The organism is Paenibacillus sp. NAIST15-1 (assembly GCF_001894745.1).
GTDB classification, from domain to species: Bacteria; Bacillota; Bacilli; order Paenibacillales; family Paenibacillaceae; genus Paenibacillus_B; species Paenibacillus_B suaedae.
The window spans coordinates 312,625-334,059 of sequence record NZ_BBYF01000004.1 but is presented as its reverse complement, the minus strand read 5'-3'; the positions used below and the strand labels follow the sequence as shown (position 1 = coordinate 334,059).

Below are 21,435 nucleotides of genomic sequence, written 5' to 3'. Positions count from 1 at the left end.
CTGGCATAATCTTGGTAGCATATATTACTCCCATAGTATCACTGAGGGGAAGGCCTGTCGACTAAGAGGGAGGGGATGAACCGACTGGCGGTTTATCTGGCTGAACGCACGGCAATACTGGAAAACAGAATCTATGGCTGTCGGTGGAAAGCCAGCAGCACAACAAGCAGGCATGCGATCAACTGCAGAAGTGAGGAAGGACGTCTATGGATCAGCTGCAAGCAAGCTTACAACGCAATCTGGATTATATTCGGACGAAGCTCGGCAATAGCTCTGATATTGTGATTCGTGAATTGCGAGTCGGGGGCAAGGGTGAGCAAAGAATCGCATTAATATATACGGATGGACTAGTCGATCAGGCGATTATAACTGATTTTATGATGGAGTCGCTCTTGAACGATAGTCAAATATTGCAAGGTGATAATTCCACACAGCAAGCAGATTCAGCTGCATCACAAGGTACCATGGCCACGAACAGTAGGCCGGATCAGCTGGGAGGCTCGGGCGGATCTGCATGGTCTGTATCTGCACCTTCTACCGCCTCCTCGAACGGAGATCAATCAAGTTCCCAATTTAACTTACAACAAAGCTCGCAGCAAGGCCCGCAACAAAGCTGGCAACAGAACCCGCAGCAAGGCCCGCAACAAGGTTCGCAGCAGAGCTCGCAACAAAGCTGGCAACAAGACCCGCAACAAGGCGCGCAACAAGGTTCGCACCAGAGCTCGCAACAAAGCTCGCAGCAAGGCCCGCAACAAGGCGCGCAACAAAGCTGGCAACAAGACCCGCAACAAGGCGCGCAACAAGGTTCGCAACAAAGCTGGCAACAGGGCGCGCAGCAAGGCTTGCAACAAGGTTCGCACCAGAGCTCGCAACAAAGCTGGCAACAGGGCGCGCAGCAAGGCTCGCAACAAGGTTCGCACCAGAGCTCGCAACAAAGCTGGCAACAGGGCGCGCAGCAAGGCTCGCAACAAGGTACGCAACAAGGTACGCAACAAGGCACGCAACAAGGCGCGCAACAAAGCTGGCAACAAGACCCGCAACAAGGTTCGCAACAGAGCTCGCACCAGAGTTCGCAACAAAGCTGGCAACAAAGCTCGCAATCAGGCTCACAGCCTGGGACGGGTGGGTCAACAGATATGATTAAGCTATTGCAAGAGCGAGTACTTGCGGTAGGGGATATTCAGTCTGTAGCCTGCTTCGAGGATGTATTCCAAGAGGTGTTGTCCGGCAATACGGTACTGCTCTTAGATGGCTATACGACGGGGTTGTCAGCCAGCACACAGGGATGGAAGGATCGCGGTGTAGTAGAGGCAACAACAGAACCATCTGTTCGAGGATCTCGTGAGGCGTTCTCTGAGACACTACGAACGAATACATCACTGGTTCGGAGAAGGATCAAGCATCAGGATTTACGCGTGGAGACGAAGTCGTTCGGTCGTCTCACACAAACGAATGTCGCCATTATGTTCATTCAAGGGATCGCCAATGACAAGGTCGTACAAGAGGTACGAGACCGTATGGCTCGAATCGATATTGACGGCATTCTGGAGAGTGGATACATCGAAGAATTGATTCAGGACAAGACGTTCACGCCCTTCCCGACGGTATACAATACAGAGCGCCCTGATGTCATCGCCGCAGAGCTGCTGGAAGGGAAGATCGCCATTATCGTGGATGGCACACCGTCCGTGCTCGTAGTGCCTGCGCTATTCGTATCCTTCCTCCATGCGGCTGAGGATTACTTCTTCCGATCGGACATCAGCACTCTTGTTCGAATCCTTCGCTATATCGGCATCTTCATCGCGCTGTTAGGGCCATCACTATATGTCGCCATTACGACATTCCACCAGGAGATGCTTCCAACGCAGCTGCTGATCAGCTTGGCGGCACAGCGGGAAGGGATTCCTTTCCCTGCTGTCTTCGAGGCGATTATGATGGAGATTCTGTTCGAGCTGCTTCGGGAAGCAGGAATCCGAATGCCGAGAATGATTGGGCCAGCGGTATCTGTTGTGGGAACGCTCGTTATTGGACAAGCTGCGGTCGATGCAGGTATCGTCTCTGCTGCAATGGTCATCGTTGTGTCGACGACGGCGATTTGCAGCTTCGTATTTCCCGCATACAGCATGTCGAATGCGTTCCGCATGCTTCGCTTTCCACTCATGCTGCTCGCTGCATCTTTTGGGCTGTTCGGGGTCTGTATTGGTCTGATCGCCATTGTGCTCCACTTGTGCAGCCTGCGCTCTTTTGGCGTCCCTTATATGAGTCCGCTGGCACCTATCATTATCAAAGATCAGAAAGATACGATCTTTCGCTTGCCACAGTGGGCAATGCGAACAAGACCAAGCTATATGAGTCCGAACAATAAGAATCGGCAGCAGCCTCCGGCGCAAGCTAAGCCCAAGCCGCCAATAAAATAACAACATAATCAAGTGAAAAAAAGGGGGCGACAGTCATGAAGCGGAGATCCGCTCTCCTCAGCTGCCTGCTGCTTCTGCTGCTTGGTCTGCTCGTCTCCGGCTGCTGGAATCGGCGTGAGATGAATGATTTGGCCATAGCGGTAGGGATGGGAATTGATAAAGCAGACAATGGGCAGTATGAGGTATTTGTGCAGGTTGTCGATCCAAGCGAGGTATCGGCACGCAAACCGAGCGGCAACAGGGCTCCTGTAACGCTATATAGTGCAAAAGGAAATACGGTGTTCCAAGCGATACGACGCATGACCACGATTACACCTCGCAAGGTGTATTTCTCGCATCTGCGAATTTTTGTTTTTGGAGAAGAAATGGCGCGTGAAGGCATCAGCAAGCCGCTCGATTTCCTATCACGTGATCAAGAGCTGCGTACTGATTTTTATCTCGTGGTTGCCAAGGGAACTACGGCGAGAGATATATTGAATTTCTATACGCCGCTCGATAAAATACCTGCCAATAAAATGTATAAGTCGCTAGAGGTGTCGGATAAGACGTGGGCACCGACAGTGGGTGTTCGGTTAGATGATTTGATAACCAATTTAACCAGTTACGGAAAGGACGCAGTGCTGACAGGCATATTGATTCAGGGGGATCGTGAGGCAGGGAAGAAGAAGGGGAATGTGGAGCTGATCGAGACCCAGGCGCTATTAAAGTATTCAGGCATAGCCATCTTCAAGGGAGACAGACTCGTGGGGTGGATGAATGAGGCGGAGAGCAAGGGATACAGCAACTTGACTGATAATTTGCAGAACACCTACGTTCAAGTTCCCTGCGAGTCTGGGGGGAAGGCGGGGGTGGAGGTCATTCGCTCCAAGACCAAGGTGAAGGCGAAGGTTGTAAATAATAGACCAGAAATCAACGTCTTCATACGAACAGAGGCTAATGTTGCAGATGTTGAATGCAATATCGATACAAGCCAGCAGTCTACTCTTGATCAATTGGAGAAGGCGGCAGAACAAGTGATGATTAACCATTCAACTAAATCACTGCAGCGAGCGCAGGCAGTAAGTGCAGATATATTCGGATTTGGAGAAGCTGTCCACCGGGCATATCCGGGCTACTGGAATCAACATAAGGAACGGTGGGCTGAATTGTTCAAGGAGCTACCTGTCCACATTCAAGTGGATTTGAAAATCGTACGGACAGGGACAATTGGCAACTCATTCTTACGTGACGTGAAGGAGTAGGGGAGATGTGGATCAGTATTGGCTCAATTGTAATTGCGGTGATCACCTTCCTGTCTGAATCCTCTCGTATGAAGCGGCAGCAATTATACAAGGAACGCTGGGTGCTGCTGATCATGCTGCTCATCGCTGCTGGGTTTGGTATAGCCCTCGGGATGAAAATGAGGATACCGAATCCTATGGATTGGATCATGATGATGTTTAAGCCTTTGAGGCGATTTCTGTAGTAAAGAACGACAAGCAAGCTAGTGAGATGCAGCATCAAGGAGGTGATAGGGCGGATGAAGGATCAATCCATCATAAGTATTCGTCAGCTGACAATCTTGACGGCACTATTTATTATCGGAAGTGCGATCTTGATTATCCCATCGAGCCTAGCGGAAGAAGCCCGGCAGGATGGATGGCTATCCGCTCTATTATCCTTAGTTCTTGGCCTGCTCGTCGTCCCCCTGTACTCCGCCCTATGCCGAAGATACCCGGGACAATCGATAGCAGAATATTGTGAGTTGATCCTTGGCAAGGTGTTCGGCAAGGCAGCATCGCTTTGCTTCATTATCGGATTTGCACTTACTACAGCGGCGCTTACTCTGCGGGATATCGGCGATTTCATAACGATGCAGATTATGCCGGAGACACCGGCTGTGGCGACTCATATTGTCTTTATGTTCATCATCATTTTCGGTGCCTATCTTGGAATTGAAGTGTTTGCGCGAGGAGCTGAGATATTTTTCCCATGGGTGCTGCTTCTATTTATTTGCTTTATTTTGTTTGTAATGCCGCAAGTTGAAGTGAAGCAGTTCTTGCCGGTTCTCGAACGTGGATTTGTGCCGGTCATGCGCGGGGGATTGACCTTCTTCAGCTTTCCTTTCCTCGACATGGCAATCTTGCTGCTGATTCTTCCTTCAGTTAAGAACCAAGGCAAAGTGGCAAATGCTTTACTGTGGGGATGCATAATTGGCGGGGCGTTCCTGATCATTACAACGTTATTGTCTATATTGGCCCTTGGAGCCGAGAGTACGGCGAGGCATATGTATCCGACCTATGCGCTGGCCAAAAAAATCAGCATCGGTAATTTCTTGGAGCGGATCGAGGCGGTGATGGCGGTTATTTGGTTTTTGACGACTTATTTCCGCATGGCGCTGCTTCTGTATGCAACTGCGGTAGGCCTCGCCCAATCCTTGAAGCTAGCTGAACATCGCTTCCTCATCATTCCGCTAGGGATGATCACGGTCAGCTGGTCGATCTTATTCATCCCGAATTCTCCCTATCTTAGCAAGCTGCTCGATCATTGGGCGACCTATGCGCTTCTGCCAGGGCTTGTCCTGCCCTTGCTCCTGCTGTTAGTTGATATGTACCGATCCAACACTCAGGCGAAGACACAGCAAGAAGAGAGTGCTCCCCAGAATGAATCATGCAAAGAGCAAGGGGCTGCGATAGAGAATGGATCCACTTCCTCGGATAAGGGAGGCGGGAGTGATGTGCCCATGGATGATGCTCCTGCTGCCCTTCGGCCAAGCAGTGGACGAACATCTCCTCCTGAACGCTAAGTACATGAATGACTGAGCATGCACCTCTCTCATGGTACAATGGAGTCATATTAAGGAACAGGAGCGGCTTATCTATGTGGACACATCTATTGGAGCTGGCGGCGATATGGATACCGATAATTAATTTATTATTTGCGGCAATCGTTATTTTTCTAGAGAGACGCAATGTAGGGGGAACGTGGGCATGGTTAATGCTTCTCTTGCTGCTCCCATTCATCGGATTCCTATTCTATATTTTGTTCGGTCAGAATTTGGCGCGACGGAAGGTCTATCGAATCAAGCCTCGGAATGAACGTCTTGTTCGAGATGAGATTGCAGCTCAAGTGCGGGGAATTCGGGAGGGAACCTTCGAATATCAGGATGATGGCGTGAAGTACTATGAGCCGCTTATTTATATGAACTTGGTAAGCAGCTACTCTCCTTTAACACAGGACAACAAGGTGAGTGTCATTGCAGACGGGGACGAGATGATGGATCGGCTTGTTGAACGAATTCAGAATGCTGAAGATCATGTCCATTTGCTGTATTACAAGCTGGCTGGGGATGCGACCGGACGCAGAATCATTGACGCGTTGACGGAGCGTGCTGCGGATGGTGTCGAGGTAAGGCTGCTGTATGACGATATTGGATCGCCTGCCTTGAAGGATAGGGATCTTGCAGCTCTACGTGAAGCAGGTGGAGAAGTATTTCGCTTCTTCCCATCGCGGATCCCGTATCTTAATTTGCGTGTCAACTATCGTAATCACCGAAAAATCGCGGTTATGGATGGTAAGGTTGGGTTTGTTGGCGGATTCAATATCGGTGATGAGTACGTCGGACTCGATCCGAAGATTGGACATTGGCGTGATACTCATCTTGAGCTGCAAGGAGGGGCTGTTCATCGCCTTCAGGGCCAGTTCTTGCTTGATTGGTCCATCGCGTCTGAACAGTATCTGGCCTTTAATAAAAGATACTTTCCAACACCAGTTCATACAGGGAATACGGCCGTTCAAATTGTATCTAGCGGTCCGGACTCCGATAAGCAGCAAATTCGTAATGCGTTGCTTAAGCTCGTATTCGAAGCCAAGGATCGCATCTATGTACAGACACCGTATCTTGTGCCGGATGATAGTGTGCTCATCGCGTTAAAGGTTGCCGTACAATCCGGGGTTGATGTGCGCATCATGATTCCGAAGAAGGGAGACAGTCATTTGGTGCAATGGGCATCAAATGCGTATCTTGGTGAATTGCTTCGTGCTGGTGCCAAGTGCTATTGGTATGAGAAGGGCTTCCTGCATGCCAAGACGATGGTTGTAGATGGATGGGCTGCTACGGTTGGTACGGCGAATCTGGATCATCGCAGCTTCAGCCTGAACTTCGAAGTTAATGCCTTCCTCTATGACAAAGCGGTAGCGGGAGAGCTCGACAAGTTGTTCGAGCAGGATATGAAGGAGTCTATCGCGTTAAATTGGAATACGTATCAGAAGCGGTCAATTCATCACCGCTTTGTAGAATCCATCGCACGATTGGTGTCGCCAATTTTATAAATGTCTAATGCCTAATTATGGACATACTTGACATAGGTTTGCGATCACACTACAATTTGTAGTGGGAGGAATTCCACGATGAAAATTCATAACTTCAAATTCCACGAGAGTGGATTGAACCGATTCTTCGGGCCGCTGGAGGCCAAGGTTATGTCTGTCCTGTGGGAAGGTTCTGAAATGACGATTAAGGACGTGCAGAAGAAGCTTGAGGCAGAGAAGTGCGTCAACTTCAACACCGTCATGACGGTCATGAACCGACTCGTGGATAAGGGAGTCCTGGTCAAGCGCACGGAGGGGCGTTCTTCCTTATTCCGCCCAGTATTGTGTCGGGATGCCTTCCTCGATACGCAGTCCAAGGAATTAACGCATGAGCTGATGGATGAATTCGGTCCGCTTGTCGTGAATCACATGCTGGATGCCTTGGAGGATGTAGATGAGGGGCTGCTGGACAAATTGGAACAAAAAATCAAGCAATTGAAAAAGGATAAATAGACAATGTGGAAAAATCGATCTACGTTCATTTTCAGTTCGATGCTTCTAATTGCAGCCGTGTTGTTCTGTCAAATGGTACTATATGCGATGAAGGTGCTTGCCGGATGGGAACTGCACTTCAATCTCGTCGAGGCGTGCTCCACGCTCATGCAGAACTACGGATTGTCCAAGTTCGTGTACGTGCTTGATGCCTATGTGTTCTGTACGCTTATTAGCGTACTGATCCTGTTCATCCGGCAGATGTGGCTGTCTCGCAAAGCATACTGGAAGCTGCATGCGTATCGCAGTCAGGAGCTGACGCTTCAGATGAATAGTCGGTTCTATGAAGGCAAGCAGCGAATGATGATTGTCGAGCATGCTTCCCCGATCGCGTTCACAATGGGGCTATGGTTGCCAATCGTGGTCGTATCGACCGGCTTAATGGAACTGCTTGATGATGATGAGCTGGAAGCAGTTGTCCATCATGAGGCTTTCCATCAGATGCACCGAGATCCATTGCGGATGTTCATTCTGTCTCTTCTCGCTTCGGTCATGTGGTACATGCCAATTATGAGATGGTCGAAGCAGCAGTATAACATCATCCGTGAAGTGCTGGCCGATCATTACGCCATTGGACGTCTCGGAACATCGGCACACTTAGGAAGCGCACTGCTCAAGATGTTGAAGCAAGGCAAGGCGCCGCGCATGCCATTTGCGTATGTCTCATTCGCAGATACATCGATTAATTACCGGATTCGTCAGCTGTTGGAGCCAGATACAGATATTCCAATGAAGCTGCCGTTTACGCGGGCTATTGTGTCACTGCAAGTATTGCTTGCATTATGTTTATTGTTCTTTGCTGCTATGCCTTAATTTTTTTTAGAGTTTTACACTACAATGCGTAGTTTTAATTGAAGATTCATGAATCAACCATACTAACACATATTATGTTAAATAGGAGGCGTTTTATTATGTCAGTAAATCAAGGATTAGGTACATTGTTCATCAGGCTTGCGTTAGGGATTATTTTCTTCATTCACGGCCTGGAGAAATTCCAAGGGGGGCTCGACAATACAGCAGGCTTCTTTGAAAGTCTGGGTATTCCGGGATTCATGGGATACGTTGTCGCGGCTATTGAATTGATTGGAGGCCTTCTGCTCATCGTTGGTCTAGGTACAAGATGGATTGGGGCGGCGTTTACCGTCATTATGCTTATGGCTATCTTCACGGTGAAGCTGCAAATGGGCTTCGTAGGCGGCTATGAATTGGATATTGCGCTTGCAGCCATGTCGTTGTACTTAGTAGTAAGCGGAGGCGCGGACTACTCGCTTGACCGCGTATTGTTCCGTCGCAGCAAGGCAGCTCAATAAGACCGAAATAAGAAGCATTTTCTCATCGATGATGTCGATGAGAAAATGCTTTTTTCATATTTATTTCATTTCTTGTGAAAATCGATATACTAAGTTATACGTGACGAATTTGCAATCAGGGGGATACCATGCTTAAGAATCGAAGAACACTGCGCTACTTGGGGCTATTCACCATTGCAGTGATAGTGTACAAGCTCATCGACAATATTGCTTATGTGCTTAGTGGAGTTGTAGCCTTATTGTCTATGCTTACACCGTTTTTTATCGCTTGTTTTATTGCCTACCTTCTTCGCCCGCTTGTTAATCTCTTGGAGAAGAGACTGTTGGCCAGGACAAAATCGAAGCGATTCGTTAGTATTATAGCCGTGTATACCTTGTTTTTCGGCATTATTGTGCTGCTGATTACGGTTATTACACCGCGGGTGATTGAGAGTGTAAGCACATTGCTGGCTGATATGCCGATCTATATGGAGAGTACGAAGATATGGCTGCAGGCCAATGTCATGAGTAAGGAATGGTTCATTCAATCCGGAATCTCGAGCAGCATTAGCGAGCATTTCAGCTCTGTCTCCAGTCAAATTAGTGACTTCTTGAAGCTGATGCTGAATAATTTGCTGTCCAGCTTGTTTACCTTTACGTCTGCGCTGTTGAATCTCGTTATCGGTTTTATCGTTTCGATCTACTTGTTGAAGGACAAGGAGAAGATCGGGACAGGCGCGAAGCGCACTTTGCATGGCCTGCTTAAAAAGGAACGGGCTGAAGGCGTCATCGATTTCGTGAGAAAAATGGACATGATTTTCTCGCAATATTTTGTAGGGGTCATTTTGGATGCAACGGTCGTAGGCAGTATCGTATTCATTGGACTCCTTATTATTCAAGCGCCATATGCGCTGTTGTCCGCTTTGCTCGTGGCCGTAACGAATGTGATCCCGTACTTCGGCCCATTTATGGGGATGTTGTTCGTTGGTATCATTACGTTGTTTGTATCACCAGAACAGACGCTATGGATTACGTTGTTTATTTTCATTGTCCAACAGTTCGACGGTTATTATATCGGTCCGAAAATTGTGGGTAATAAAGTGGGCATAGGTCCCATTTGGATTATCTTTGCGATTATTATTGGAGGCGCTATGTTCGGTATTTTGGGCATGTTCATTGCCGTCCCAGTTGTTGCAGTGCTTAAGACGGCGGTAGATTCATTTATTCAACGTCGTATTGGTGAGCAGTAGGAACGAACAGATAATAAGGAATAAGGTGCCAAAGGGGGATCGTGTGCTCTCCCTCTGGCACCTTTTTATATGCTAGCGGTAAATCTAGTAAGGGCAGGACTGGACATAAGCAAGACACATATAGGATTGAATACATATTCAAATTATTTTTTATGCAACATTATGCATACTTCCTCCGTCTATGAAGACAAACCGAATAATCGTAAGGCATCAAGAAGTAGGTACATAGGTGTGCCCTAACAACATGAGATTAGAGGAGGAATTTAAAATGAAAAAATGGAACAAGGGCTTGGCAATTGCATCAATTATGGCGGTACTTAGCGTACCATTCGCTGGAGCAGTAGCTGCTGAGGCCATTCAAGGTCATGTCGTATCGTCTCACCCTGTAGAGGAGGGCTCGACATTGCCAGAAGAACATGTGACATCACAAGGAATTATTGAGTCGGGGAACGGAAGTAAATTTGTTCTCCGTGGTCAACAATATTTGCATATTAATGTACAAGACAACACGGTTATCGTGAACGAGAAGGGACAGACGCTCAGCAAAGATGCCTTGAAAGAGGGCGCAATTGTTGAGGTTCAATTTGGACCGATTATGCTCATGACCTTCCCGGGAACAGTCGGAGCCGAGAAAATTGTTGTCAAAGGCGAAACAACGGCTAAGGAAGGCAAGGTGCTTAGCGTAACGAAGACAGAAGGCGATGTAAATGGTCGTGTTCATGTCGATGTTGATAATGATGGCAATATCAATAATGACGTCGTTTTGAATATCTCGAAAGAAACATACATCATGGACAAGCAAGGTGTAGCTTTGAAATTGGCGGATTTGAAGGAAGGGCAGAAAGTGAAGGCATTCCACTCTCTGGCAATGACTTTCTCCCTTCCAGGACAGTCGCACGCTAGCCTTATTATCGTTGAATAATCGAGACAACAGGGAATAAGTGGTGCGGAATACAACCATACTACGTCTAGCTTGAGATATGCCGCTGATGCAGGCATAAGGAGGTTATGCGTTATGGTGGCACATGTGCCGATTCCGCTGCAAGTTACAGGAGCGGCAGCCAACGATGCATTGGCTGCCGTTTTTTATTTTATGGTCTACTCGTTCGGAGGGTGGCTGCTTGAGAACATATACAGTAAGTTAACAACGGGCCGTTTCTGGAAGGAGGGCTTCCTGCAAGGGCCATTCAAACCTATGTATGGAGTTGCCCCTCTTCTCTTGCTTCCTTATGTCGAAAAAGGGGGCAATTGGGGCCTCATTCTGCTGCTGAGCTTCGTCATTCCGACGGCTGTCGAATATATGAGCGGCTTAATGCTGGAAAAGGTATTTTATCGCAAATGGTGGGACTATTCTTCATATCGGATACAGATTCAAGGTCATGTTTGTCTATCCTTTTCACTATGCTGGATGTTCTTATCGCTAGCAGTTGTGTACGGGCTGCATCCCTTGCTAGAGGCTGGCTACGTGCAAATATCAGCAATCTGGAATATGGCATGCCCAATGTTCGTCATTTATTTTTGGGTGGACATGGCGTGGACCGTATGGTCGCGAAGACGTGAAGGAAAGTTGATGGCAGACAGTCGAAGCTGAGTAAAATTTAGGTAAAATAATAGTAAAATCAAGGTTGCGAGAGCGGAGACAAAATGTCTTCGCTCTTCTTTTTGTTGATATTACCCATTTTACAGGGAAAACATGTATTTACTAAAAGTTTTACTGACACCATGTAATAGTTAGTAAAAAAATAAATGATCAGTAAAATATTTTACTAAAACGATTGTGAATTTTACTAATCTCAGGTAAAATTTTATTAGAAAGTGAAAATGTGATTCATCCAACATCTCAGACGGAACGAATGGTGAGACGGATGGAAATGGATGTCGTTCGTGTGATGAATCCCCGTGGCAGGAGGCCGTACTATGCGTGTGATGAAGCAATGGGAAAATGTGGGTGTTACAAATTGTAACCGTATGAAAGGGAGAGCGTACTTTCGCTCCTATCCGAATCGACAACTAGCCTTGCTGGACGAGCCGAAGTATGCGCATCAATGGAAGAGCTTGAATGGTACATGGAAGTTCGCTTATTTGGAAGCGCCTGAGTATTCGCCGCCGGGATTCGAGCGGCCATCATTTGATTGCTCGAACTGGGACGACATTACGGTGCCGAGCAACTGGCAGCTTGAGGGTTATGGCAATATGCATTACTCGGATTTATGGTACAACTTCCCGATTAATCCGCCTTATGTGCCGACAGACAACCCGACAGGAATATATAAGCGCAGCTTTGCGATTAGCCCGCAATGGCTGGACAATCAGCAGGTGATTTTGCGATTCCATGGCGTTGATTCCGCATTCCATGTATGGGTGAACGGGCAGGAAGTCGGTTACAGCAAGGGTGCAAGACTGCTGAGTGAATTTGATATTACAAGCTATGTAGAAGCAGGGCAGAATGAAGTGTGTGTCCGCGTGTATCAATGGTCGGATGGAACGTACATTGAAGATCAGGACATGTGGTGGCTGAGCGGTATATTCCGTGATGTCGAATTGTATGCCCAGCCGCTTGCGGGGATTGAAGACTTTACAGTGGTCACAGAGCTGGATTCTACTTTTACGAATGCGATCCTTCGCCTGAGCGCAGATATTCGTGGTGCGAAGCAGGGACACACGCTGTCTTACGAGCTGCTTGATGCAGTTGGACAACGGGTAGCCTGCGGCGATATGCCTGCGGGCGAACGCATCGCGACTGCTGTCCCAATTGCGGCTCCGAAGTTATGGAGTGCGGAGACGCCGTACTTATATACCCTTCTCTTCACCTTAACAGACGGGGATGAGGTCATTGAGGTCATTCCACAGCAGGTGGGCTTCCGCGCTGTTGAATTGAAGGGGGACACATTCACCGTCAATGGGATTGCCATCAAGCTGAAGGGTGTCAACCGCCATGATGCGCATCCGATTACAGGACGTGTTGTATCGCGCGATGATATCGAGAAGGATATTCGCCTCATGAAGCAGCACAATATTAATGCGATCCGTACGGCGCATTATCCGAATTCGCCTTGCTTATATGAGCTGTGCAATGTGTATGGCATGTATGTGATCGATGAGACGGATCTGGAGTGCCACGGCTTCGAGCTGACAGACAACTTTAATTGGATTACGGATGATCCGGCATGGGAGAAAGCATACGTCGATCGTATTGAGCGCATGATTGAGCGGGATAAGAATCATCCTTGTATTATCATGTGGTCGCTTGGCAACGAATCAGGCTATGGCCGCAACTTCAGAGCGATGGGTCTCCGTGCGAAGGAAATGGATCCGACACGCCTCGTCCACTATGAAGGGGACAGAGATACGGATATTGCGGACGTGTACTCGACGATGTATACGTGGCTGGATCATCCGGAGCGGAAGACGATGCAGTATATTATTGAGAACTCTACGAAGCCGCATATTCTATGCGAGTACGCTCATGCGATGGGGAATGGACCGGGCAATATGCAAGAGTATCAAGATCTATTCTACGCACATGATAAGCTGCAAGGCGGATTCGTCTGGGAATGGTGTGATCACGGCATCCAGACAATCGATGAGCGGGGTCGTGTCTATTATCGTTATGGCGGAGACTTCGGCGATGATCCGACGAATGGAGCCTTCTGTATTGACGGGCTTGTCATGCCAGATCGTACCCCTTCACCGGGATTGTTGGAATATAAAAAGGTCATTGAACCTGTTCATACGCATGAGGTTGATTTGCAGCGCGGCTTGATCCGCGTCAGCAACAAATATGACTTTGCATCGCTGGATCAATTGGCACTGCGTTTCTCGATTGTGAAGGATGACTGCATTTTGCAGACAGGCGAAGCAGACATTACTGGAATCGCTGCACGCACAAGCAAGGAGGTAGAGCTCGGATACTCACTCGATTTCACGCCTGAACCGGGAACGGACTACTATGTGAATCTTTCTTATACGTTGAAGAGTGACTGTGCCTGGGCACAAGCAGGACATGAATTGGCGACGGCGCAATTCCTCCTGCCGATTGCTGGTGAGATGCTGTACATCGAGCCGAGCGGTACGCTTACGATGGAAGAGGGACACTGTGAGCTCATCGTCCGCGGGGAAGAGTTCAGCATTCGCTTCGATACGGTCAAGGGCCGCATGACCTCATGGACACATCATGGCACTACGGTTGTGGAAGAGGGTCCAAAGCTTCAGTTCTGGCGCGCGCCGATCGATAATGATATGTATGTCGTGGATGATTACCGAACTAAGACATTTATGCATTTGATGCATGAAATTGTAGAAGGAGTCACCTATTCACAGGAAGGCGATGTTGTCCGTGTGACGGTGTCTGTCTTGAATGGGACGACGAACGCCGCTTGGCATTACCGTTCCCGCTATGATTATTGTATCTACCCGAATGGCGATGTGCTGCTCGATGTGAGCGGAGAGCCGGGTGGCGTGAAGGAACAGGCGCCGGAGATGATTCCGCGCGTTGGTGTGGAACTTCGTGTACGTGCTGCTTGTGAGAATGGCAAATGGTATGGCAGAGGTCCTGGGGAGTCGTATGTAGATTCCAAGCAGGCAAATCAGTTTGGCGTCTATGAGCGGACGGTGGATGAAATGTTCACGAATTACGTGCATCCACAGGAAAATGGCAATCATACGGACTGCCGCTGGGTTCGCTTGGCGGATCGTTATGGGGTAGGGATCATGGCAGTTGCGTATCCAAAGATGGACTTTAGTGCTTCTTATTATGAAGTTAAGGATTTGGATGCTGCCAAGCATACGGTTGATTTGAAGAAGCGGGATTACATTGTGCTGCATCTCGATGCGAAGCAGAATGGTCTAGGCTCGAATTCCTGCGGACAGCGCCAGCTGAGTCAATATCGCAGTGGATTTGAGCCGTTCGAGCTGAATCTGAAGCTGTCTGTATATTCGAATAAGGAAATCTCAGATGTGATGAAGGCGAAGGAAACAGTGCGCCGCAACTAGCAATCGCGAGGCTTTCCTCTATGCTTTTGGGCAAGAATACAGTACAATCGTAAGGAAATGAAAGAATGACGGAATAACGGAATGACGGATTGCTGGCGACGCATAACGATTGGAGGGCGAAATGGCTACCCTGAAACAAATTGCGGAGCGGGCTGGTGTGTCGATATCCACGGTGTCTCGCGTGCTGAACTTCGATGAGACATTGTCGGTATCAGACGAGACGCGGCGCCGCATTATGGAAACGACTGAAGAGCTCGGCTATAACAAGTACAAGCGGAAGAAGCGAACGATGGATATGGCTGCGCCGGAGCCTTCGATGCCCGTGCCGATAGCGGAACCGCCTGCTCCTGTGCAAATCAGGGCGAGTCAGAACACGATCGGAATTGTCATGACCTATGACAAGAGTGAGGAGCTGAATGATCCGTATTATTTAACGGTGCGGCTTGCGATAGAAGAAGCAGCTCGGGAGCGAGGCGTGCAGCTTGTAGAGGTAGGCAAGAAGGGAGAACGATCCCTTCCTGCTTCTGCTGCATCGGGGTTCATCGTGGTTGGGCCGATTGGGTCAGGTCAGCTGCATGAGCTCCAACGCTCCTCCTCTCCAATCGTATATGTGGATGATGTTCCTTGGGATCGCAAGTCGGATATTGTGACGGTCGATCTGCATGATGCTGTAGAACAGGCACTGGTGCATATTCGTGCATTAGGACATGAGCGAATTGCGTATGTCGGCGGAAGAGACATGCTGGATGGAGCCTCAACAGCGGATCGGCGAGAGGTCGCCTATGAGAAGTGGATGAAGGAAGCGGGAATCTTTGATTCATCCTTGGTGCGTGTCGGAACCTTCTCAGCCGAGGATGGCTACCGTTTGACGAAGGAATTAATTGCATCTGGTCGCGGCTGTACCGCCGTCCTTGCGGCGAATGACTCTATGGCAATCGGTGCGATTCGGGCCATTCAGGAGCACGGCATGCGAGTGCCGGAGGATATTAGTGTGGTTGGCTTCAATGATATTGCGGTTGCTCAATTCATGACCCCTGCGCTTACCACAGTAAGACTGCATAGTGACTGTATCGGGGATACAGCGCTGGAGCTCATGATGGAGCGGCTGGAGAAGCAGCGGATCATTGGCAAGAAGGTTATGATACCAACAGAGCTGATCGTGCGGGAGAGCTGCGGGCCAGCTGCCAGACTGCGTTAAGATGTAGAACACAATGGAACATTCGGAACGGTGAAGGAGTCCAATTCTTAGGAATTGGGCTCCTTTTGTGTACATGGAGGGATCTAGGAATGCATATGCACGAATAACAAAATGGCCGGCCATACAGTGTGGGAGGAGCCGCTATTAATGAGTGGCTGCTGCTTAAGAATCTGAGAGTCAATAGCAGGTTGGATGCGCTCACCCGACGAAAGTCCAGTTCAGAACCCGTCGCCAGCACGTGTTGGAATAGATGACCAATATATAAAATGGAACTAACAGCAATACAGAGAGCGATAGGGGCGAATGTAGCATGGGTGAATGGATGGACAGCATAATCAATGCGGGTAAGGGCACAGGACAGGGTGATGCGAAGAGGTATCCGATTTATATCGTACTGACCGATACAGGAACACTGTTTTCTAAGCTCATTCGAATGTACACCAAGGCACCGCTGAATCATGTATCTATAGCCTTCGATCCGGCATTGCAGGAAGTATATAGCTTCGGACAGAAGCCTTCCCGAAATCCGTTAACAGCAGGCTTCATGCGTGAAGAGATAGAGCGTGATCTACTGCGTGCTGACGGTAAGCCGACGATATGCGCCATGTACCGCTGCATGGTGAATGCTGCGCAATACCATATGATTCGTGCCCGCATCATCACCATGATGTTCAATGAAGCTAAATATTCGTATAACTTGCTTGGCGTGCTAGGCATTCCATTCAAGCTGCAGGTTGAGCGGGAGAAGGCGTTTTTCTGTTCTCAATTCGTTGCGTCGCTATTCGAGGAATGCGGCCTGAACGTCGTCGGTAAGCCTGCGGCAGCTGTAGAGCCCGATGATTTCCGCAGCTCCGAGCTGCTGGAACTTGTATTTAAGGGTGATTTGCGCAATCTCGTGAGTCCAGTCTCCCAAGAGGCCAATGATTGGAACAGCATGACTGTAGCGCTGTAAACTTGTGTTTGTATATAAGAATAGGGAGGTTCTAAATTTGATAAGCCTCCCTAAGGTATACAGGTGAGTAACAAAACCTAACAAAATCATTAAATCTTTTACTGTAAAGAGCGCCTCAATGTATAAAAAGGACATACCACTTCTGAGAAGTAAGCAATTATCCAGAAGATTTCTAGCATATTTACATTCTACTCGAAGGGGACGGTTCCCATATGGGACACTCTCCTTTGTTGTTAGTCACTAGTTATACAACCATATGAACCATGTTTAATTAGCTGCAATAGCTCTAACTTTATGCTCTGTACAGCATCCTCACTAGGCATATTTATGAACTTGCTCAAATATAAAATATCATCCTCGAAGTGTTGTATCAGTCGCAAAGTGGCTTCTTTATTATTTTGTCTAGCTAATAAATTCATCTTCTGATAAAGATATTTGAGGCACTTTCTTTTCCATTTGCTCACCGCCTGTTGACTTATATTCATTTCTTTAGCGATTTGGGTTTCAGGTTTTTCTTGAATATATATTTTGAAAATGATCTGCTTTCCAGTTTCAAACAGAATTTTATCTATAAGATCCATAACATATATGTGACTCTCTCTATAATGATCATGAACAGGCGTTGTTAAGTACATGTAGTCGTTTAATGCTGTTTCTCGTCTACGCCTAACTCTCGCATAGTATTGTAATCGCCACGCAATCCTTTTTAGTTCTTTCTGATATTGTTCTATGACAGATGCATTTTTATCCTTCATTCATATCCCTCCTAAAAATAAGTCTTTTAATTCAAGGAAATCAGAAACAGGGAAATACAACCAATTCAAGAACATTTGTTCCTATTCTATCACATTTTTTGCCTACAAAAGGCCAAAAATGAATTTTTAAATTCCTCTTTACTAAGTAGTAATGATTTTAAGAGGTGAATGTATATGGGGGCAATGGATACGGTATCACTCATAACTAATCTTTGGTTTCCAGTAGAACTGGTATTGAAGCATATCTTACAAACTATTGGTGGGAAATTTAACAACCTAGAAGAAACAATCAAAAAAGCTAATAGTTGCGATAGAAAAATTAGACACAAATTAACCCGAAAAAGTCTGTTCGTAAAAATCGAACAGACTTTTTTTATCACTAAGGTTGTACTTTTCTGAATGCCGTTTCCTTATATAGTGTGAAGGGGAAAATTCATCGATGAAGCAAATTTCTTGATTCACACTAAAATCAATTAGGAGGAATATTACTATGGCTGAATTTAGAGAGTATCCACAAACACTTGAATTGAATCTGAACGAGGCTTATGCACTCATGGGGGCGCAGCGAACTATTTACCTAGAGGGATTTGGGAAAAATACAAATGCTAGCAGTTTTTCTAGCAAATTGAGTGATTCCTCCACTGCCATGGGGATACTGTTCTCAGTTGCTAGTGGTACCATTGCTACTATTGGAGGCTGGGCAGCAACTATTCTTGGTCTTGCCGGAGGATTAGGTTCTGGAACAACACTTGAGAGACAAGTTAAAGACGGCTCTTTCTACATGTCTGGGGTTGCTGAGTACCTACGTAACAATACACAATATGATCGTATTCGGGTGGAAGTACCAATGGTTGAGTATAACACTTCTGGTGGCTATGTTCGATTTATTACTGGAGAAGGCCGTACCACTGGACTTCATTATCGCGGAGGTAGTTGGTCTACTGATCAATAATTTTCAGGTAGAACAGTAAGAGATGACCTTGTGTTGTCTCTTACTGTTCTTTTCCTATCATCTTTTCAGCTTAGCTAAAAATGGATCAAGGAATTCTAAATCACCAAGCCTGAATTCATTTGCAATCTTGTATGAATAGTTCTCCTTTTTTTCGTAATCATGCATCAAGATATCCTTACTAGAAATAATAATACCCAAAAATAGCTTTTCGTTTTTTCCTTTAATAACAAATTCATATGTTGGATATTCAGGAAAACCACGAGAAGAAGAGTCGCCCCTTACTTGGATTTCAGGAAGTGATTGCATGAAGAATTCTATATCTTTTTTATCATTAAAGAGAGTATCGCTATAGTCCGCGGCTGATACAAACTTTTGTATAAAAATAGACTCAATTTCTCTTTCCTTAAAATGCTCATGCAGCAACTCATTAAATGAAAAAGTTCTCTCATTATTTGCATTATAGAGAAAAACGCCTATTACACTGATGATCAGTATGCCTGCAATTATCAAAACAGATTTCTTAGATGTTGACATTACCATCCCTCCTTAAATTATGGAAAATGTGCACCACATACATTTTACCAAAAATGATAAGTAATAGAACCACTCAGAGTCTTATTGTCAGTCAAAGGACATCTTCTCCATGTTCCGGGAATGATTCGTCAGTGTTAAAATAAGAAAATTATCAAAAAAAGGAGCTGTCCTAAACTTGGGATAGCTCCTTTCACGTGTACAGCAGTAAAATTCGTGTCTGAATCTGCTTATTTTTTGTCTGTAATTTCTTCTTTCGGGTGCACCGAACTAATCACTTCGAACGTCTTGTAATTGATAAGAATGTAAATGTTGTCCTCAGGCTTATCCTTGACATGCCCGTATAACGCAATGTGACTGGAGGCGTGCTCAGGCTGGAATTGATGCTCTGTCCATTCCGTCTCCAAACCGTATTTGTCCTTAAAATATTCAGTTCCTGTTGCCATTGCTTGTTGAACAGCTGCTTGCTTTTGTTCAGGGTTCATAGTGGCTTCACATCCTATTAAGATTGCAAAAATGAGAATCAAAAAACCTGTATAGCGGACATTTTTTTGCATAACGTCTTCACTCCTACAGGAAGTATTTTTATAATATTGTATGATAGATACCAAAAAATGAAAAGACAGGAGATCCTATGGCCCAAAAAACACGCATATCAGATGAAGATTATTGGAAAATGTCCAGTTCAGCTTATGATAAGGTTCCACCTGGCGCATATGATGGCGCAAGTGGCTCGTGGGAGGTTGTTGAGCCGAAGGGTACGATGCTGCATGATTCTGAATCTGGATTCGATGCAGTCGTGTTCCGCAATAAGGATACGAAGCAAGTAGTTGTTGGATTTCGAGGTACAGAAGGGTCATCAAGCCTTGATCGTTCACTACCTGATTTCAAGACGGATTTAAATGATGTTGTTCTCGGCAAGGCGAAGGATTTGGAGGAACGATTCAGTTCCAGGGAAAATATAATTCTCTCGTACCTAGACCCGAGGAAAAATATGGAGCAAGATATACATGACTACAAGCATAATCAGTTCCGGCAAGCTGATGTGCTCGTGAGGCAGGTGAAGGAGGAGTATCCCGAATATGAGGTTACGTTGACCGGACACTCCCTTGGCGGCGGCTTGGCGCAGTATGCTGGCGCTAAAAATAGTGTTGGTGCGGTAACGTACAGTGCACCAAGCGTAACAAATCTGCTGCCTGACAAATTAGCGGAAAAAGCCAAAAATGGAGAGTTTGACGACAAAATTATCAATTATGTGCACCCGAGCGATTCGATAGGAGCGGGACCGCTCAAAGAGTATGATAGCCATGTTGGCTCAACGTATTATCTTGGCGAAGATTTTAAGACCGCGAATAGCGAATACAAGGGTATTAAGGGACGAATTAAACGGTTTATTGATACCATATCCGGCGATAAAAATTTTCATTCCTTGGATCAATACAAGTTTAATAAGGATGGCGATATCAAGAATGAGCTGATCAATCGGGCGACAGGGGAAAAATTGACGATTTCGCCGCGTGCGCTGCTTGAAGGCGATTCCGTTCTTCTTGCGGGGATGTCATTAGGCGGGGGGCTCGTTCAAGCTGCGTTAAGCGCGGCCATGGGGGGACTAGGTGGAGGCAAGCTGATTGCGCTTCGCCCCGAAGAGCTCAGCAGTGTGGCGCGAACGCTAGAGCAGCATGTTGGACAATTCCAAGATCAGGCGGGCTCGGCAGTTGGCAGTATTACGAAGTTGATTCATACGAGTCAGAGCAAGCGCATCGTATCGATAGCAGAGAACACCACGCAAGAACTTACGCAGATGACGGAATGGTATGCGACTGCAGTGCAGGAGCTTGCAGGCTATATTGATCGCAAGGCCAATGAGTTCAAGGCGGCTGATTTGGCTTAATGAAATGAATGGAAGGTCGAGAAGCAAAGGAGGGAATATGATGAACGACCGTATCCTGGTCGAATTGAATGATTTGCGCCAAGCGCACAAGCAGATTGGTCAGTTAGCAGAGCTGCTGGAGCGCAATGAGCAGTATGTTCAGCAGCAGCTTGCGAGGCTTCAGGATTGGGTTGGTATCTCTGCTGATGAGATGAAGCAGCGGTTAAGCAAATTCCAATCAGAGCTTGTCATGCGAAGGCGCCTCCTGACGGAGCGTCAGCAAGAGCTGTTCCGGTATATTCAGGATATGGAACGTGCGGATCAGTCTGCGGCTTCAGTACGCTGGATGTGAGGGGTTGAAGGAAGCAGCATGATAGATATCGTATG

General features: G+C 46.9%; 20 protein-coding genes. 17 read left to right on the top strand and 3 right to left on the bottom strand.

Features of this window, described 5'->3' with window-relative positions:
* Window positions 1–206: 206 nt before the first annotated feature.
* The 14 genes from PBN151_RS31895 to PBN151_RS12305 all read left to right on the top strand — a co-directional run bounded on the left by PBN151_RS31895 (window position 207) and on the right by PBN151_RS12305 (window position 16,940).
* A complete protein-coding gene (locus PBN151_RS31895; protein WP_227774601.1) occupies window positions 207–2,417 on the top strand; it encodes a spore germination protein in 2,211 nt (736 codons plus the stop codon).
* Between the two features lie 35 nt (window positions 2,418–2,452).
* Window positions 2,453–3,658 (top strand): Ger(x)C family spore germination protein, encoded by a 1,206-nt coding sequence (locus PBN151_RS12365; RefSeq protein WP_072729161.1) that lies wholly within the window; start codon window positions 2,453–2,455, stop codon window positions 3,656–3,658.
* A gap of 5 nt (window positions 3,659–3,663) precedes the next feature.
* Complete coding sequence (locus PBN151_RS12360) at window positions 3,664–3,882, top strand: hypothetical protein (protein ID WP_072729160.1); 219 nt, start codon at window positions 3,664–3,666, stop codon at window positions 3,880–3,882.
* Window positions 3,883–3,936: 54 nt separating this feature from the next.
* Complete coding sequence (locus PBN151_RS12355; protein WP_072729159.1) at window positions 3,937–5,202, top strand: GerAB/ArcD/ProY family transporter; 1,266 nt, start codon at window positions 3,937–3,939, stop codon at window positions 5,200–5,202.
* Window positions 5,203–5,276: 74 nt separating this feature from the next.
* Window positions 5,277–6,728, top strand: coding sequence for a cardiolipin synthase (cls, locus tag PBN151_RS12350; protein ID WP_072729158.1), 1,452 nt, complete (start codon window positions 5,277–5,279; stop codon window positions 6,726–6,728).
* Between the two features lie 78 nt (window positions 6,729–6,806).
* Complete coding sequence (locus tag PBN151_RS12345; RefSeq protein ID WP_021257316.1) at window positions 6,807–7,220, top strand: BlaI/MecI/CopY family transcriptional regulator; 414 nt, start codon at window positions 6,807–6,809, stop codon at window positions 7,218–7,220.
* A gap of 3 nt (window positions 7,221–7,223) precedes the next feature.
* The gene (locus PBN151_RS12340; protein ID WP_065291456.1) at window positions 7,224–8,072 is read left to right on the top strand and encodes a M56 family metallopeptidase; all 849 of its coding nucleotides are present in this window, start codon (window positions 7,224–7,226) and stop codon (window positions 8,070–8,072) included.
* Window positions 8,073–8,170: 98 nt separating this feature from the next.
* Window positions 8,171–8,569, top strand: a complete 399-nt coding sequence (locus PBN151_RS12335) for a DoxX family protein (protein WP_072729157.1) — start codon at window positions 8,171–8,173, stop codon at window positions 8,567–8,569.
* A 128-nt stretch (window positions 8,570–8,697) separates the two neighbouring features.
* Window positions 8,698–9,798, top strand: a complete 1,101-nt coding sequence (locus tag PBN151_RS12330; RefSeq protein WP_072729156.1) for an AI-2E family transporter — start codon at window positions 8,698–8,700, stop codon at window positions 9,796–9,798.
* A 268-nt stretch (window positions 9,799–10,066) separates the two neighbouring features.
* The gene (locus PBN151_RS12325) at window positions 10,067–10,720 is read left to right on the top strand and encodes a hypothetical protein (RefSeq protein WP_072729155.1); all 654 of its coding nucleotides are present in this window, start codon (window positions 10,067–10,069) and stop codon (window positions 10,718–10,720) included.
* A gap of 93 nt (window positions 10,721–10,813) precedes the next feature.
* Window positions 10,814–11,389 (top strand): putative ABC transporter permease, encoded by a 576-nt coding sequence (locus PBN151_RS12320; RefSeq protein WP_072729154.1) that lies wholly within the window; start codon window positions 10,814–10,816, stop codon window positions 11,387–11,389.
* Window positions 11,390–11,715: 326 nt separating this feature from the next.
* Entirely contained in the window at window positions 11,716–14,790 is a 3,075-nt protein-coding gene (gene ebgA / locus PBN151_RS12315) for a beta-galactosidase subunit alpha (RefSeq protein WP_139295330.1), read from the top strand.
* A gap of 121 nt (window positions 14,791–14,911) precedes the next feature.
* On the top strand, window positions 14,912–15,988 hold the full coding sequence (locus tag PBN151_RS12310) for a LacI family DNA-binding transcriptional regulator (RefSeq protein WP_072729153.1): 1,077 nt from the start codon (window positions 14,912–14,914) through the stop codon (window positions 15,986–15,988).
* Between the two features lie 310 nt (window positions 15,989–16,298).
* Window positions 16,299–16,940: a hypothetical protein gene (locus PBN151_RS12305; RefSeq protein ID WP_227774599.1), complete on the top strand. Its 642-nt coding sequence runs from the start codon at window positions 16,299–16,301 to the stop codon at window positions 16,938–16,940.
* A 233-nt stretch (window positions 16,941–17,173) separates the two neighbouring features.
* Here PBN151_RS12305 and PBN151_RS31890 read toward each other — a convergent pair whose 3' ends face one another.
* The gene (locus PBN151_RS31890) at window positions 17,174–17,695 is read right to left on the bottom strand and encodes a hypothetical protein (protein ID WP_227774597.1); all 522 of its coding nucleotides are present in this window, start codon (window positions 17,693–17,695) and stop codon (window positions 17,174–17,176) included.
* Window positions 17,696–18,185: 490 nt separating this feature from the next.
* Here PBN151_RS31890 and PBN151_RS12290 point away from each other — a divergent pair, with 490 nt between their 5' ends.
* Complete coding sequence (locus PBN151_RS12290) at window positions 18,186–18,647, top strand: hypothetical protein (RefSeq protein ID WP_021257305.1); 462 nt, start codon at window positions 18,186–18,188, stop codon at window positions 18,645–18,647.
* Between the two features lie 57 nt (window positions 18,648–18,704).
* Here PBN151_RS12290 and PBN151_RS12285 read toward each other — a convergent pair whose 3' ends face one another.
* Window positions 18,705–19,181, bottom strand: coding sequence for a hypothetical protein (locus PBN151_RS12285; protein ID WP_072729151.1), 477 nt, complete (start codon window positions 19,179–19,181; stop codon window positions 18,705–18,707).
* A gap of 227 nt (window positions 19,182–19,408) precedes the next feature.
* On the bottom strand, window positions 19,409–19,663 hold the full coding sequence (locus PBN151_RS12280) for a hypothetical protein (protein ID WP_139295329.1): 255 nt from the start codon (window positions 19,661–19,663) through the stop codon (window positions 19,409–19,411).
* 149 nt (window positions 19,664–19,812) lie between these two features.
* Between PBN151_RS12280 and PBN151_RS12275 the strand changes: the two genes are divergently transcribed.
* Window positions 19,813–21,069 carry a Tle-like phospholipase domain-containing protein gene (locus tag PBN151_RS12275; protein ID WP_072729149.1) on the top strand — a complete coding sequence of 419 codons (1,257 nt, stop codon included), beginning with the start codon at window positions 19,813–19,815 and terminating at the stop codon, window positions 21,067–21,069.
* Window positions 21,070–21,109: 40 nt separating this feature from the next.
* On the top strand, window positions 21,110–21,400 hold the full coding sequence (locus PBN151_RS12270; protein WP_072729148.1) for a hypothetical protein: 291 nt from the start codon (window positions 21,110–21,112) through the stop codon (window positions 21,398–21,400).
* Window positions 21,401–21,435 lie beyond the last annotated feature (35 nt).

Excerpts from the sequence above, each read along its gene's own strand:
- PBN151_RS12355 (WP_072729159.1), top strand. The coding sequence starts at position 3,937 with ATGAAGGATCAATCCATCATAAGTATTCGTCAGCTGACAATCTTGACG.
- PBN151_RS12285 (WP_072729151.1), bottom strand. The coding sequence starts at position 19,181 with ATGTCAACATCTAAGAAATCTGTTTTGATAATTGCAGGCATACTGATC.
- PBN151_RS12345 (WP_021257316.1), top strand. The coding sequence starts at position 6,807 with ATGAAAATTCATAACTTCAAATTCCACGAGAGTGGATTGAACCGATTC.
- PBN151_RS12325 (WP_072729155.1), top strand. The coding sequence starts at position 10,067 with ATGAAAAAATGGAACAAGGGCTTGGCAATTGCATCAATTATGGCGGTA.
- ebgA (WP_139295330.1), top strand. The coding sequence starts at position 11,716 with ATGCGTGTGATGAAGCAATGGGAAAATGTGGGTGTTACAAATTGTAAC.
- PBN151_RS12290 (WP_021257305.1), top strand. The coding sequence starts at position 18,186 with ATGGCTGAATTTAGAGAGTATCCACAAACACTTGAATTGAATCTGAAC.
- PBN151_RS12305 (WP_227774599.1), top strand. The coding sequence starts at position 16,299 with ATGGGTGAATGGATGGACAGCATAATCAATGCGGGTAAGGGCACAGGA.
- PBN151_RS31895 (WP_227774601.1), top strand. The coding sequence starts at position 207 with ATGGATCAGCTGCAAGCAAGCTTACAACGCAATCTGGATTATATTCGG.
- cls (WP_072729158.1), top strand. The coding sequence starts at position 5,277 with ATGTGGACACATCTATTGGAGCTGGCGGCGATATGGATACCGATAATT.
- PBN151_RS12320 (WP_072729154.1), top strand. The coding sequence starts at position 10,814 with ATGGTGGCACATGTGCCGATTCCGCTGCAAGTTACAGGAGCGGCAGCC.
- PBN151_RS12310 (WP_072729153.1), top strand. The coding sequence starts at position 14,912 with ATGGCTACCCTGAAACAAATTGCGGAGCGGGCTGGTGTGTCGATATCC.
- PBN151_RS12340 (WP_065291456.1), top strand. The coding sequence starts at position 7,224 with ATGTGGAAAAATCGATCTACGTTCATTTTCAGTTCGATGCTTCTAATT.
- PBN151_RS31890 (WP_227774597.1), bottom strand. The coding sequence starts at position 17,695 with ATGAAGGATAAAAATGCATCTGTCATAGAACAATATCAGAAAGAACTA.
- PBN151_RS12365 (WP_072729161.1), top strand. The coding sequence starts at position 2,453 with ATGAAGCGGAGATCCGCTCTCCTCAGCTGCCTGCTGCTTCTGCTGCTT.
- PBN151_RS12275 (WP_072729149.1), top strand. The coding sequence starts at position 19,813 with ATGGCCCAAAAAACACGCATATCAGATGAAGATTATTGGAAAATGTCC.
- PBN151_RS12360 (WP_072729160.1), top strand. The coding sequence starts at position 3,664 with ATGTGGATCAGTATTGGCTCAATTGTAATTGCGGTGATCACCTTCCTG.
- PBN151_RS12270 (WP_072729148.1), top strand. The coding sequence starts at position 21,110 with ATGAACGACCGTATCCTGGTCGAATTGAATGATTTGCGCCAAGCGCAC.
- PBN151_RS12335 (WP_072729157.1), top strand. The coding sequence starts at position 8,171 with ATGTCAGTAAATCAAGGATTAGGTACATTGTTCATCAGGCTTGCGTTA.
- PBN151_RS12280 (WP_139295329.1), bottom strand. The coding sequence starts at position 19,663 with ATGAACCCTGAACAAAAGCAAGCAGCTGTTCAACAAGCAATGGCAACA.
- PBN151_RS12330 (WP_072729156.1), top strand. The coding sequence starts at position 8,698 with ATGCTTAAGAATCGAAGAACACTGCGCTACTTGGGGCTATTCACCATT.